This window comes from Rheinheimera oceanensis (assembly GCF_018831085.1).
Classification (GTDB): Bacteria; Pseudomonadota; Gammaproteobacteria; order Enterobacterales; family Alteromonadaceae; genus Alishewanella; species Alishewanella oceanensis.
Window position 1 is genome coordinate 136114 of the sequence record NZ_JAGPNM010000005.1, and the last position, 14393, is coordinate 150506.

The 14393-nt window shown below is 49.0% G+C and carries 15 protein-coding genes; all 15 read left to right on the forward strand.

Translation table 11 applies throughout. The features are described from left to right. Window positions 1-3 precede the first annotated feature (3 nt). The 15 genes from fliI to J3B89_RS12575 all read left to right on the forward strand — a co-directional run bounded on the left by fliI (window position 4) and on the right by J3B89_RS12575 (window position 14376). The gene (gene fliI, locus J3B89_RS12505; RefSeq protein WP_215397905.1) at window positions 4-1350 is read left to right on the forward strand and encodes a flagellar protein export ATPase FliI; all 1347 of its coding nucleotides are present in this window, start codon (window positions 4-6) and stop codon (window positions 1348-1350) included. Beyond that, complete coding sequence (fliJ, locus tag J3B89_RS12510; RefSeq protein WP_215397906.1) at window positions 1347-1802, forward strand: flagellar export protein FliJ; 456 nt, start codon at window positions 1347-1349, stop codon at window positions 1800-1802. The genes fliI and fliJ overlap by 4 nt, the downstream gene beginning before the upstream one ends. 129 nt (window positions 1803-1931) lie before the next feature. After that, window positions 1932-3644 (forward strand): flagellar hook-length control protein FliK, encoded by a 1713-nt coding sequence (locus tag J3B89_RS12515; protein WP_215397907.1) that lies wholly within the window; start codon window positions 1932-1934, stop codon window positions 3642-3644. A 95-nt stretch (window positions 3645-3739) separates the two neighbouring features. Further along, window positions 3740-4261 carry a flagellar basal body-associated protein FliL gene (fliL, locus tag J3B89_RS12520; protein WP_215397908.1) on the forward strand — a complete coding sequence of 174 codons (522 nt, stop codon included), beginning with the start codon at window positions 3740-3742 and terminating at the stop codon, window positions 4259-4261. A 12-nt stretch (window positions 4262-4273) separates the two neighbouring features. Then, window positions 4274-5362 (forward strand): flagellar motor switch protein FliM, encoded by a 1089-nt coding sequence (gene fliM, locus J3B89_RS12525; RefSeq protein ID WP_215397909.1) that lies wholly within the window; start codon window positions 4274-4276, stop codon window positions 5360-5362. 6 nt (window positions 5363-5368) lie between these two features. Beyond that, window positions 5369-5758, forward strand: a complete 390-nt coding sequence (gene fliN / locus J3B89_RS12530; RefSeq protein ID WP_068234596.1) for a flagellar motor switch protein FliN — start codon at window positions 5369-5371, stop codon at window positions 5756-5758. Continuing rightward, window positions 5758-6264 carry a flagellar biosynthetic protein FliO gene (gene fliO, locus J3B89_RS12535; protein WP_215397910.1) on the forward strand — a complete coding sequence of 169 codons (507 nt, stop codon included), beginning with the start codon at window positions 5758-5760 and terminating at the stop codon, window positions 6262-6264. Before fliN ends, fliO begins: the two co-directional genes overlap by 1 nt. 8 nt (window positions 6265-6272) lie before the next feature. Then, the gene (gene fliP, locus J3B89_RS12540; protein ID WP_215397911.1) at window positions 6273-7019 is read left to right on the forward strand and encodes a flagellar type III secretion system pore protein FliP; all 747 of its coding nucleotides are present in this window, start codon (window positions 6273-6275) and stop codon (window positions 7017-7019) included. Further along, window positions 7016-7285: a flagellar biosynthesis protein FliQ gene (gene fliQ, locus J3B89_RS12545; RefSeq protein WP_215397912.1), complete on the forward strand. Its 270-nt coding sequence runs from the start codon at window positions 7016-7018 to the stop codon at window positions 7283-7285. Before fliP ends, fliQ begins: the two co-directional genes overlap by 4 nt. Window positions 7286-7291: 6 nt before the next feature. Beyond that, window positions 7292-8065, forward strand: a complete 774-nt coding sequence (gene fliR, locus J3B89_RS12550; protein WP_215397913.1) for a flagellar biosynthetic protein FliR — start codon at window positions 7292-7294, stop codon at window positions 8063-8065. 15 nt (window positions 8066-8080) lie between these two features. After that, window positions 8081-9208: a flagellar biosynthesis protein FlhB gene (gene flhB, locus J3B89_RS12555; protein WP_215397914.1), complete on the forward strand. Its 1128-nt coding sequence runs from the start codon at window positions 8081-8083 to the stop codon at window positions 9206-9208. Between the two features lie 82 nt (window positions 9209-9290). After that, window positions 9291-11393 (forward strand): flagellar biosynthesis protein FlhA, encoded by a 2103-nt coding sequence (gene flhA, locus J3B89_RS12560; protein WP_215397915.1) that lies wholly within the window; start codon window positions 9291-9293, stop codon window positions 11391-11393. A gap of 10 nt (window positions 11394-11403) precedes the next feature. Beyond that, window positions 11404-12789 (forward strand): flagellar biosynthesis GTPase FlhF, encoded by a 1386-nt coding sequence (gene flhF / locus J3B89_RS12565; RefSeq protein WP_215397916.1) that lies wholly within the window; start codon window positions 11404-11406, stop codon window positions 12787-12789. Beyond that, a complete protein-coding gene (locus J3B89_RS12570) occupies window positions 12782-13660 on the forward strand; it encodes a MinD/ParA family protein (RefSeq protein ID WP_433915369.1) in 879 nt (292 codons plus the stop codon). Before flhF ends, J3B89_RS12570 begins: the two co-directional genes overlap by 8 nt. After that, window positions 13657-14376, forward strand: coding sequence for an RNA polymerase sigma factor FliA (locus J3B89_RS12575; RefSeq protein ID WP_092794102.1), 720 nt, complete (start codon window positions 13657-13659; stop codon window positions 14374-14376). The genes J3B89_RS12570 and J3B89_RS12575 overlap by 4 nt, the downstream gene beginning before the upstream one ends. Window positions 14377-14393 lie beyond the last annotated feature (17 nt).

The following is a 14393-nucleotide window of genomic DNA, read 5'->3' on the forward strand; positions in this document are numbered from 1 at the left end:
GCTATGGCAAACAGCGAAAGTCTGAGCCGGTTTCTGCAGCAGCAACAGCGTTATGTACATAGCTCACGGCCTGCTGTTGCCGGCCATCTGGTGCGTGTGGTGGGCTTAACACTGGAAGCAACCGGTTGTAGTGCTGCTATTGGCCAGCCTTGTTCGGTAGAAACCGCCCGCGGCGAAATTATGGCGGAAGTAGTTGGCTTTGCCAATGACCGTATTTATCTGATGCCCAAAGATGATGTGTCTGGTGTTGTGCCAGGTGCCCGCGTTACACCTATGCTTAATTTTAAAGGTGTACCCCTTAGCCTTAATTTGCTTGGCCGGGTAATAGACGGCGTAGGTGCACCGCTGGATGGCAAAGGCCCTATAGCGGCAGAACAATTCGGTGGTGCTAAAGCTAAACCTATTAACCCTTTGCACCGCCGGCCAATTAAGCAGCCGCTGGATGTCGGCGTGCGTTCTATCAACAGTATTCTTACTGTAGGTAAGGGCCAGCGTATGGGCCTGTTTGCCGGTTCAGGCGTAGGTAAAAGTGTACTGTTGGGGATGATGACGCGGGGCACATCGGCGGATGTTATTGTTGTAGGCCTGGTGGGGGAACGTGGCCGCGAGGTAAAAGAATTTATTGATGAGATTCTGGGCGAAGAAGGCAAAAAGCGCTCAGTGGTTATTGCTGCACCAGCCGATGTATCGCCGCTAATGCGGTTAAAAGGCTGTGAAACAGCAGTGCAGGTAGCAGAATATTTTCGTGATCAGGGCATGGATGTGCTGCTGCTGATTGACTCCATTACCCGCTATGCGCAGGCACAGCGTGAAATTGCACTGGCGGTGGGTGAGCCACCGGCTACCAAAGGTTATCCGCCCTCGGTATTTGCCAAATTACCGGCCCTGGTTGAACGTGCCGGTAACGGTAGTGGCAACCAGGGCTCTATAACGGCATTTTATACTGTGTTGTCTGAAGGCGATGATTTACAAGACCCTATTGCCGATGCGTCGCGCGCTATTCTGGATGGCCACATAGTGTTGTCCCGGGTTTTGGCCGATGCCGGGCATTTTCCGGCGGTAGATGTGGAAAAATCGATTAGCCGTGTTATGCCTGCTGTTACCAGTGCTGAGCATCAGCAAATGGCGCGTACAATAAAGCAGTTGTATGCCAGCTATCAGCAAAGCAAAGATTTAATCGCCATCGGAGCTTATGTACGGGGTAGTGATCCACAACTGGATGTTGCTATCGGTATGATGCCGGGTATTAACCGCTTTTTACAACAGGGAATGCACGAAGTGGTAACCTATGACGACAGTTTGCAGGGGCTAAACCAACTGGTACCTGCGGCGAAAGGGAATAACAGATGATTAATCACCGTTTTGCCATGTTGATTAAAATACAAAAAGAGCGGGAAGAAAAACTACAGGCCCATTTTGTTAAAGCTCAGCAGTTTTATCAGCAGGCAGAACAGAAATATCAGGGCCTGGCAGATTACCGTACCGATTACATTCTGCAGAGCCAGCAACAAGGTGCGGCCGGTTTACAAAGCCGGCAGTACAGCCAGTTTATCAGCTTTATTGGTAAGCTGGACCAGGCAATACAACAGCAGGGCCGGGCATTACAGCAGGCTAAAGCGGCGGCAGAGCAGCGTAAACAAAGCTGGCTGGCGATGCAAAAGAAGCGTAAAGCCATGGAATTACTGGTGCAGCGCGGCGAACAGGCCGAATTATTAAAGCAGCTGAAACAAGAGCAGAAAAATGCCGATGAGTATGCTAGCCAACAATTTATGCGAAGCCGTAATGAGCCGCAGATGTACTAATTTACTCAGGTTGGCCTGAAATTTGAATGCAATTGAAGATAACTGAATATACAGGTTTTAATACAACGGCTTTAACCGGTTTAAAGCGCAGTTAATGCCCGACCATAGTGATCAGGCAGGGGAGTAAAAATGGTGCAGGCTATACAATTATCCATGCTGACAACCACCGCAGACAGCGCGCTACGGTTGGATAGCGCATTATCAGACTCTGCAGCAGAGGCTGATGCCGAACTCTCCGGTCTGGGGTTTGGTGAAGTGCTAAACGGCATCACGCAACCGGCAACAAATAGCCTGCCAGGTTCTAAATTACGGCATGTCCCTGCCGGAGTAAGCGCATTAAGTGGGGTAAGCCAGGCATTATTAGCGGCTGCCAATACAGAAAACGACAGCGCGGCCAGTGCTGAAGAAGACTCCCTGCTGGCATCCAGTTTGCTGGGCCAGATAGCCCTAAAAGATAAACTACCTGAAACCGGCAGTGATGCTGATGCAGCTAACGACGCCGATGCCGGTGCTGCTGAGGATGCCCCGGTTACCGTGTTGCCGGGTACTAACCAGCCTGAAGCAGATGCCACAAAAGCGGTTAAAACAGCAGAGCATCTGCAGCAGTCTGCCAGCGAAATAACCGATACCGCCACTGAACCGCAGGTAAAAGCAAACAGCCAAATCGCAGCGGAGGTTACGCCGGGTAAGGTGGCAGATAAAACAGAAGCCGCCGCTGGCGGTAAAGGCAATGCTCAGCCGGTGGCAGAGTTGTCAGCTAATGGTAATAAAACGGCTTCGCCGGACGATACAGAACTGGCTGCCGGGACAGGTTCAGAGAACCATATCCGGGGCCGTGATAACCAGAGCAGCGGCGAAAAAGCAGCGATAGATACCGCGGTTAAAGCGGACGCCAGCCCGGTAAAAGGCGATGACAGCAGCATAAAAGCCGGCGCTGTTACCCAGCCAGCGACTCAGGCTGATGCTAAAATGACAGATGCTGACCCGGCACAAAATACTGCAACGGGTGTTACCGCCACAGGTGGTACAGGTAACAGCAAAACTGAGCCTGATTCCGCTGCAACAACAAACAAGCCACTGCTGACGGCAGCATCTGATAAAACTGATAGTCAGACGGGTGGCAAAGCGGCAGCTGAGCCAAATGCTTCTAAACATGATGCTCAAAATGGCTCACAGGGCTCTTCACAACAGCACTCGTCACAACAGCATTTGCGGCAAAATAATGATGCTCAGCCTGCGGATGGCTCAGTGGCCTTGCCCGATAGCAGTGTTGCAACGGCTAAAGCAGCGGCAGATGCCAGTACCGCCGTACGCAGTGAGACGGCATTTGGCAATGCTTTGCACCTGGCTGAGCAGCGTCAGCAAGCCAGCCCGGCTCAGGCGGTGGCGCGGCCATTAGCCGAGCAGTTAAAGCAAAGCCTGAATTTACTGCAGCAAGATGCCGCGGGGCAATTGCGTGAGCGGGTCAGCCTGATGGTACGGCAAAATATTCAGATAGCTGAAATCCGGCTTGATCCGGCCGGGCTTGGCCAGATGCAAATTAAAATAGATATGCAGCAGGACCAGGCATCAGTGCAATTTATTGTGCAGCAATCACAGGCAAAAGAATTATTAGAACAGCAATTACCGCGGCTTAGAGAAATGCTGCAACAGCAGGGAATTCAGTTAACTGAAGGTCAGGTACAGCAACAATCCCAGCAAGAGCGTCAGTTAGCTCAGCGTGACAGTAATCATTCTGGCAGCAATGGCAAACATACCGCAGACGATAGCCAGGATGGCCTGGCAGAAACGGTACAACTTAATGTAAAAACATCTGACCGGCTGGTGGATTATTATGCATAACGACCTGTAGTGACGGTTAATTCAGTAACGATGATTTACATTGGCTGCCACAGGTGAGCATAATAATATTATTTTAACGAACAGGTGGCACAGGCATGGCAGCAGAAAAAGATCTGGTTATTGCAGAAGGTTCAGCTAAGAAAAAATGGCTGCTGTTGGGTGGTGGTGCAGCATTGGTGGTGGTGTTAATCGTTGTGGGCCTGATGTTGTTTACCGGCTCTGACAATAATAGCAGTTCAGCAACGTCAGATGTAACGTCAGGTGCGGTAGGCTCGTCCGGTGCTAAAGATGCAAAAGGCACTGCGCTGTATGTGCCATTGCCAAGGCCCTTTGTGTTTAATGTGCCTGGTGCATCGCGTGACCGGATGGTACAAATTAAAGTGCAGTTACTGGTACGCGGCAGCAATAATGAAACCATAGCTATGCGGCATATTCCACTGATTGAAGGCAGTTTGCTGGAAACCTTCAGTGCAGCCAATGCAGATGAACTGGTTACCGTTGCCGGGCGCGATGCGTTAAAAAACAAAGCATTAAGCGATTTACAGCAGGCGATGATCGAGGTAGTGGGTTCGGTGGTGGTAGAAGAAGTTCTCTTCACCGGTTTTGTGATGCAATAAGAGTGAGCAGCCGTGACCGATTTACTGTCACAAGATGAAATTGATGCGCTGTTACATGGTGTTGATGACGTCGAAGAAGAGGAAGTAGACGAATCCGGTGAAGGCCGGGGTCGCTCTGCCATGGAATACGATTTCTCGTCGCAGGATCGTATTGTGCGTGGCCGCATGCCAACGCTGGAGATGGTAAACGAGCGCTTTGCCCGCCATATGCGTATCAGCCTGTTTAATATGATGCGCCGTACAGCCGAAGTGTCAATTAACGGTGTGCAGATGATAAAATTCGGCGAGTATGTGCACACCTTGTTTGTACCCACCAGTTTAAACATGGTGCGCTTCAGGCCGCTTAAAGGTACCGGCCTTATTACCATGGAAGCCAGGCTGGTGTTTATTCTGGTAGATAACTTCTTCGGGGGTGATGGCCGTTACCATGCCAAGATTGAAGGCCGCGAGTTTACCCCAACCGAGCGGCGTATTATTCAGATGCTGCTAAAACTGATCTTTGAAGATTACAAAGAAGCCTGGGCACCGGTAATGGATGTGTCTTTCGAGTACCTGGACTCTGAAGTCAACCCGGCAATGGCTAATATTGTCAGCCCTACAGAGGTCGTGGTGATTAGCTCTTTTCATATTGAACTGGACGGTGGTGGCGGTGATTTCCATGTCGCCTTACCGTATTCCATGCTTGAACCTATTCGCGAGTTGCTGGATGCCGGTGTACAAAGTGACAAAGAAGATACCGATTTACGCTGGAGTAAAGCTCTGCGTGATGAAATTATGGATGTAAAGGTAGATTTGACTACCAAAATGATGGATGTCGATTTAACGCTGCGGCAAGTTATGGAATTAAAGGCCGGTGATATTATTCCGATAGAGATGCCGGAACATATCACGGTGTTAATTGAAGATTTGCCAACATACCGGGCCAAATTGGGCCGTTCGCGCGAGCATGCTGCGCTGAAGATTATTGAGAAAATTAAACGGCCTGAGTCAGCGAAATCTGAGATGCATGTGTTTACTAAAGGTGGGCGGCGCCTCGACAGCGATGCCGATATTTCCGAGTTAGAAGCCGATCTGAACCTGTCAGATCGCGACAGAAGGTAACAAAAAATGGCTGATGATAAAGACACCATGGACGAATGGGCCGCTGCCATGGCCGAAGCTGAAGGCACTGATGGTGCAGAGGCTGTTGAGCTGGAAGAGCTGCGTGATGAAAAAGCAGATATTACAGTAGACGAAAAACGTAAGCTGGACACTATTTTAGATATCCCGGTTACCATATCTATGGAAGTGGGGCGGGCGAAAATAAGTATCCGTAACTTATTACAGCTTAATCAGGGCTCGGTGGTTGAACTGGAGCGGGTAGCGGGTGAACCGCTGGATGTGCTGGTTAACGGTACCCTGATAGCGCACGGCGAGGTAGTGGTGGTGAACGACAAGTTCGGTATCCGCCTGACTGACGTTATCAGCCAGATTGAACGGATTAAGAAGTTACGTTAATGCGATTATTGCTTGTTATTTTGCTATGTTGCAGCTTACTGCCGCTGACGGTAACGGCCCAAAGCAGTACCGAAACAGATAAACAAACTCAGGACACTGCCACCACTGAGGTTGCAGTGCAAAGTGAGTCGGCACCGGTACCGGCTCAGCCTGCGCCAGCTGTACCACTTAAAACAGAAGCGCCCGCTGAGCGCCCGTCAGCAGGCCTTGGCCTGGGGAAAATGGCGCTGTCACTGGCGATTGTGGTAGCAATAGTGCTGACGCTGGGATGGGCGTTCAAAAAATTGACGCTACGCTTACCAGGCAGTCGGCACATAAAAATTATTTCTACCATGCCGCTTGGCCCGAAAGAACGCTTGTTAGTTGTTGAAATGCAAGGAAAACAACGTGTTTTAGGTGTCACCGCGCACAGCATAAATTTACTGTTCGAACTGGAAAATCCTCTACCTGAAGAAAAGTTGGCATCAGACTTTCATACACAGTTGCAATCGTTCCTGAAAAAATAGTGTGAGCTATGTTGCGACTGTTGTTCGTGGTGCTGGTAATACTGCTAAGCCCCGATGTTTTGGCTGATAATGGTGCCTTGTCGGCGGTTACGGTAACTACCGCTGCCGATGGCTCCCAACAATACAGTGTAACGTTGCAGGTACTGGCGCTGATGACAGCGCTCAGTTTTATTCCTGCTATCGTGATCATGATGACCTGTTTTACCCGCATTATTGTGGTGCTGGCCATATTGCGCCAGGCCATTGGTTTGCAGCAAACGCCGTCTAACCAGGTTTTAATCGGCATTACGCTGTTTCTGACCTTTTTTATTATGGCGCCGGTGTTTAAAAACATTAACGACACGGCCATTCAGCCTTACCTGAGCGAAGAGATTACGCCGGTGCAGGCGCTGGACGCAGCACTGATACCGATAAAAGGCTTTATGCTGCACCAGACCCGCACCAAAGATTTGGACACCTTTGCCCAGATCGCCGGGCTTGAAGTGGCCGCTTCCCCGCAGGATTACCCCATTACCGTGGTGATCCCGGCTTTTATTACCAGCGAACTTAAAACCGCGTTTCAGATTGGCTTTATGCTGTTTATCCCGTTTCTGATTATCGACCTGGTCGTTGCCAGCGTATTAATGGCAATGGGCATGATGATGTTATCGCCGATGATCATCTCATTACCTTTTAAGCTGATGATGTTTGTGCTGGTTGATGGCTGGATTTTAGTTATGGGCACACTGGCTACCAGCTATGGGGTAGGCACATGAGCCCGGAGATTTTTGTCGATGTGCTGCGTGATGCGCTGTTTCTGGTGATTCTGCTGGTAAGTGCCATTATTCTGCCATCGTTATTTGTCGGTTTGCTGGTAGCTATTTTTCAGGCAGCAACTTCTATTAACGAACAGACATTAAGCTTTTTACCGCGGCTTATTGTTACGTTGCTGGCACTGATTTTTGGCGGCCACTGGTTTACCCGCGTAATTATGGAATACACCAACGAACTGATTTTAAGTATTCCAACGGTAGTAGGTTAACGCGCGATGGAATTTCCGCTGAATGTACTGATGCAGACTCTGGCAGATTACCTGCTGCCTATGTGTCGTGTAACCGGTATGTTCCTGATTATGGCCGGTATTGGGGTACGTAACATACCTATGCGGATAAAAACCGGCCTGGTATTGATGATCACGTTGATTATTATGCCAACACTGCCGCCGGTGCCTAACCCGGATTTAATGTCCGGCCAGATGATACTCGAAGTGATGCTGCAACTGCTGATAGGTTTTGCGCTGGGTTTTATTTCATTAATGTTTATTACCACCTTCGTTGTTGCCGGGCAATTGCTGGCCATGCAAACCGGCCTGGGCTTTGCGTCTATGGTTGACCCGGCCAGCGGTGTTAATGTGGCGGCTATCGGCCAGTTTTATCTGATCCTGGCCACGTTGCTGTTTTGGATCTTTGATGGCCACCTCATTATGATCCAAATGCTGGTATTTAGCTTTGATACGCTGCCCATTAACGGCCAGTGGTGGGATGTAACCAGCTACTGGACTGTAATAGAATTCGGCGGCTGGATGTTTGCTACCGCACTGGCAATAGCACTGGCACCGATTGTATCAATGCTGGTGGTAAATCTGTCGTTTGGCATTATGACGCGTGCCGCACCGCAGCTGAATATTTTCTCAATAGGTTTTCCTATTACTATGCTGGCCGGTTTAATCATTTTGTGGTTAACGCTGGACACCTTTTTATTTCATTACGACAAACAGTGGCAGCACGTAATAGATTACAGCTGCCGGCTGATTGGTTGTTAAGCGGAGGGCTCTGCAATGGCAGATGAAAGCGCCGAAAAAACCGAACAGCCCACCCCCAAGAAGCTGCAGGACGCAGCTGAAAAGGGCCAGGTTGCCCGCTCCAAGGATTTAGGCACAGCTTTTGTGTTAATTGGCAGTGCAGCCGCTTTACTGGTATTTGGCAAAATGCTGGCAATGGCGGTGCTGGATGTTGGCCAGCGCATGTTAAAGCTGGACGCAAAAGATATTTTTGAAACTAATTCTATGTTTACCGCCTGGGGCGCTGTAGGCGAAAAGCTGATGCCACCGCTGGCCGGTATTTTTATTATCATTCTTATTGCAGCTTTTATCGGCAATACCTTGTTAGGAGGGTTTAATTTTAGCTGGGAGGCAGCAGGGCCCAAAGCCAGTAAAATGAGCCCGCTAAAAGGTTTTAAGCGTATGTTTGGTCTGCAGGCATTGGTTGAGCTGCTTAAAAGTATCCTCAAAGTTATCGTGGTAATCGGTATTGCTTATCTGCTGCTTAAAGTGTTCTTTTTCGACATTATGGCGCTGTCTTTAATGAGTGAGCCAAATAATATCGAATCGGCGTTACACTTTTTAGCCTGGTTGTTTTTGGGGTTATGTGCCAGCGTATCGGTAATTGCCGTAGTCGATGCGCCATATCAGAAGTGGAATCATATAAAACAACTGAAAATGTCACTGCAGGAAATTAAAGACGAATATAAAAACAGCGAAGGCGATCCACAAATTAAAGCCCGTATCCGCCGCACTCAAATGCAAATGTCGATGAAGCGTATGATGCAGGAAGTACCCAAAGCGGATGTTATTGTAACCAACCCGACGCACTATGCGGTGGCGCTAAAATATGACCAGGGTAAATTCCGCGCTCCGGTAGTGGTAGCCAAAGGCGTGGATGAAATTGCCATGCATATCCGTAAAATAGGTAATGAACATAAAGTGCCGGTTATTGAATCGCCGTCGCTGGCACGGTCTATTTACTACACCACCAAGCTTGACCATCCGATCCCCGAACAACTTTTTGCGGCTGTAGCGCAGGTTCTGGCCTATGTACATCAGCTGAAAATGTATAAAAAAGGCAAAGGCAGCCGGCCAAGAACGCTGGCAAAAGAGCTGCCGATACCGGAAGATTTCCGCCATTAAACTAAACCAACGCTGCCCTGGCTAGTATTGGAACACTTCTTGCTGAACAGCTGCATAGCGCCAATTTACTGTCAGGGTTGTCATGCAGTTAGCCAGTGTTTTTAATAAATTCGACCGCACCCATTTAGCCTATGCCAAAGGTATAGCTACACCGCTGCTTATTCTCGCCGCTTTGGCGATGATCGTGCTGCCGCTGCCGCCCTGGCTGCTGGATATGCTGTTTATCTTTAACATCGCGCTGGCGTTAGTGGTGCTGCTGGTTACTATTTATAGCCTGCGCCCGCTTGATTTTGCTGTTTTCCCCAGTGTGCTGCTTATTGCTACCATTTTGCGGTTGGCGCTTAACGTTGCCAGTACCCGGGTGATCCTGATGGAAGGCCACCAGGGCGAGGCGGCTGCCGGTAAAGTTATTGAAGCTTTTGGCTCGGTGGTTATTGGCGGTAATTTTGCTGTAGGTTTGGTGGTGTTTATTATTCTGGTAATTATTAACTTTATTGTAATTACCAAAGGTGCCGGGCGTATTGCTGAAGTATCTGCCCGTTTTACCCTGGATGCGATGCCGGGTAAGCAAATGGCCATTGATGCCGATCTGAACTCCGGCCTTATTACCCAGGAAGAAGCCAGAGCACGGCGTGATGATGTTACCAGTGAAGCCAACTTTTACGGTTCAATGGACGGTGCCAGTAAGTTTGTTAAAGGTGATGCCATTGCCGGTATTGTGATTATGGTCGTCAGTATTGTCGGTGGATTATTTATCGGCATGGTGCAGCACAGTTTAACCTTCGGTAATGCACTGGAAATTTATACCCTGTTAACGATAGGCGATGGTCTGGTGGCACAAATTCCGGCCTTGTTGTTATCTATCGGTACCGCCATAGTGGTAACCCGGCAGAATAAATCTGAACAAATGGGCTCGCAGGTTGTGGCGCAGCTGGGCACTACTCAGGTGCTGACAGTGGCTACTGCAGTTCTGGTTATTATTGGTATTGTGCCGGGCATGCCGCACTTTGCGTTCTTATCTATGGCGGCCATGTTGGGCGGCGTGACATACCTTATGTATAAACGTCAGCAAAAACAAAATACTGAACTGGTTAGCCGCAATACGCAGGAGCTGACACCGGTTGAATCTAATGTGGTTAAAGAAATCGGCTGGGATGACGTACAGGGCGTTGATACTATCGGCCTGGAAGTGGGTTACCGTTTAATTCCGCTGGTGGATAAAGCCCAGGGCGGCGAGCTATTAAGCCGTATTAAAGGTGTGCGCAAGAAACTATCGCAAGAGCTCGGTTTTCTTATTCCAGCCGTGCATATCCGTGACAATCTGGATTTAGAACCCAACAGCTATCGTATGACATTAATGGGTGTTACCAGCGGTGAAGGTGAGCTGCGCCATGATAACGAGCTGGCGATTAACCCAGGCCAGGTATTTGGCAATGTTAAAGGCGTCGCCACTAAAGATCCTGCTTTTGGCCTGGATGCGGTATGGATTAGTAAAGATCAGCGCGAGCATGCGCAAACACTGGGTTATACCGTAGTCGATGCCGCAACAGTAGTGGCTACCCACTTAAGCCAGATTTTAACCAACCATGCTGCCAGCTTACTGGGCCATGAAGAAGTACAAAATCTGCTGGATATGCTGGCCAAGCATTCTCCCAAACTGGTCGAAGGTTTAGTGCCGGATACACTGGCGTTAACCACTGTGGTTAAAGTACTGCAAAACCTGCTGCAGGAAGGCGTCCCTATCCGTGATATGCGTACCATAGTGCAAACACTGGTGGAATATGGCGCTAAAAGTCAGGATGTCGATGTGCTTACTGCGGCTTGTCGTATTGCGTTGCGCCGGCTTATCGTGCAGGAAGTGGGCGGCAGCCGCAAAGAAATACCGGTTATTACTTTTGCACCGGAACTGGAGCAGATGCTGCACCAGTCAATGCAGGCCGCCGGTAATGATGGTGCCGGTATTGAACCGGGCCTGGCAGATCGTATTCAGCAGTCGCTGCAGGACGCTCATCAGAACCAGGAACTTAGCGGTGACAGCGCAGTATTGCTAACGTCAGGAATTTTACGTTCAGTAATGGCACGATTCGTGAAATACACCATTCCGGGGCTGCGGGTATTGTCTTATCAGGAAATACCCGACGATAAACAAATTCGAATTGTCAGCGTTATAGGCCAGGCAAACTAGGAGTTAACTCATGAAAATCAAACGCTTTGTAGCAAAAGATATGCGCACAGCATTACAGGAAGTAAAAGAATTCCTTGGAAGCGACGCCATTATTTTGTCAAACAAAAAAGTTGCCGAAGGTGTTGAAATTGTCGCAGCGATTGATCATGAGCCTGCTCCTGCTGCCAAAGCAGCTGCTGTTGTGCCCAAACGCACAGAGCCACGCCTGCAGATCACCGTGGCAGATGACGACGAAACAGAAGCGCCGGCAGACTCGTTAAAAGCTTTGCTGGCACGGCAAATGATTAAACAGCAAAAAAGCACTCAGCCCGCTGCAGCCACAGCGCAGAGAAAAGATGTACAGCTTGCCGCGCAGTTTGAGCGTCAAAGTTCCGGCGTTACTGCCAACGTTAGCGGTGGTGTCAGCACCGTGCAATTTACTGAACTGACTAAACAGCAGGATCAGCAAGCTAAACTGCTGCAGCAACAAATGGATGCTATGCGCAATGAAATGTTGTCTATGCGCCAGTTATTGCAGCATCAGGTGTCTGGTTTAATGTGGCAGGAACTGGCACGGCGTGAACCTGTACGGGCTTTAGTGATTGAAAATTTACAGCAATTAGGTTTGTCTGAGCAGGTAGCCGATCAATTAGCGTGCTTTATGCCGGAAGATCTTAACACCACTGATGCCTGGGATGCCGCGCTGGAACTACTGGCCGGCCAGTTAAGTACAACTAATGATGATATTTTACGCCGTGGCGGCGTCGTGGCGCTGGTAGGCCCGACCGGTGTGGGCAAAACCACTACAGTGGCAAAGCTGGCAGCAGAATTTGCCAAGCGCCATGGGGCTGATCAGGTGGCATTGATCACCACAGATAGCTACCGTATCGGTGCTTTTGAGCAACTGGCCACTTTTGGTCGTATTATTGGTTGCCCGGTTAAGCAGGCTAAAGACAGTGACGAACTGGCGTTGTTAATTAATCAGTTACAACAACGCAAACTTATACTGATAGATACTGCCGGTATGAGCCAGCGTGATGTGAGGCTGGCAGAAAAACTTGCATCTCTGGTACACAATAGTCGTGTCAAAATAAAAAGTTATCTGGTATTGTCTGCGACATCGCAAGCAAGGGTTATGCAGGAAAGCGTAATGCATTTCAAACGCATCCCTTTGTCTGGTTGTATTTTCACCAAACTTGACGAATGCTTAAGCTTGGGGGAAGTTATAAATGTCGCTATTCAGAATGCGTTGCCGGTTAGCTACCTGACCAACGGTCAGCGGGTACCCGAAGATATTGCTGTGGCCCAGGCGAAAACCCTGGTGCAACAGGCAGAAACGTTACGTGTCGCGCAAAGTAGTACGGTTCATCAGTGGTATAACGACGGCATGAACCGCGCGGAAGGAACCTATGCATAGTCATGAAAATATTGATGATCAAGCCAGTGGCCTGAGAAAAATGAATAAGCAGATGGTAAAAGTAATATCAATTACAGGTGGTAAAGGCGGCGTAGGTAAAACTAACGTTTCGCTAAACCTCGCCATGGCGCTATCCCAATTGGGAAAAAAAGTGCTGGTGTTGGATGCTGACCTGGGTTTAGCCAACTGCGATGTCATGCTTGGACTGCGGGTAGAAAAAAACCTGTCGCATGTGTTGTCAGGTGAAGTTGAGCTGGATGATGTCATTATCGACGGCCCCTTTGGCATTAAAATTATTCCTGCCACATCCGGCTCTCAAAATATGACAGAACTGGCACCGGCAGAGCACGCTGGCCTTATCCGGGCGTTCAGCGAGTTAAAAACGCCGGTAGATGTGCTGTTGGTTGATACCGCAGCGGGTATTTCCGATATGGTGTTAAGTTTCTCCCGTGCCTCGCAGGATGTGCTGGTAGTAGTGTGTGATGAGCCATCATCTATTACCGACGCCTATGCGCTGATGAAAATCCTCAGCCGTGACCACGGCGTAGAAAAATTTAAAATTGTGGCCAATATGGTACGCAGTTTAAAAGAAGGCCAGGAGCTTTTCGCCAAACTTACACGGGTAACAGATCGTTTTTTAGATGTTAATCTGGAACTGGTTGCTATCATCCCCTACGATGAAAATGTCCGTAAAGCCGCCCGTAAGCAAAAAGCCTTTATTGATATTTTTCCAAAAACGCCGGCGAGTATGGCGATAAAAAGTCTGGCTCTCAAAGCCGGCAAATGGCCTTTACCTGCCGTAGCGTCGGGGCATCTGGAGTTTTTCCTGGAGCAGTTGGTTCAACCACATACTGATCGGGGGCTGGTGTGAACAGTAAACTTGCTGCCTATGGTGGTGTTGACCACATGCAACAGTTGGTTGAGCGCCATGCGCCGCTGGTAAAACGTATTGCCTATCATTTGCTGGCCCGTTTGCCGGCTAGTGTGTTGGTAGACGACCTGATTCAGTCAGGCATGATTGGCCTGATCGAGGCGGCAAAAAACTTTGACGGCAGCAAAGGTGCCAGTTTTGAAACCTTTGCCGGTATCCGGATCCGCGGTGCTATGCTGGACGAAATGCGCCGGGGCGACTGGACTCCGCGCTCGGTGCATCGCAATGCCCGGCTGATAGCAGAAACCATAGCTGAGCTTGAATCGCAACATGGCCGTGATATAAAAGATATTGAAGTTGCTGAAAAACTTGATATATCTTTAGATGAATATCATCATATGCTCAGCGACATCAGCAGTGGCCGTATTATTGGTATAGAAGACTTAGGTATTTCCGAGGATGTGTTAGTAACCTCGGGCGATACAGAAGGAGATCATTTATATGAATCTCAGGCCAATGAAAGCTTCCACCAGGATTTAGTGAAAACAATCAGTAATTTGCCAGAGCGGGAAGCTTTAGTGCTTTCGCTGTATTATAATGACGAGCTAAACTTAAAAGAGATTGGGGCAGTGCTTAATGTCAGCGAGTCCCGGGTAAGTCAAATTCATAGTCAGGCATTGGTCAGATTGAAAGCCAGAATGCAGGATTGGTTGTAAGCTATTCTGAGATAAAA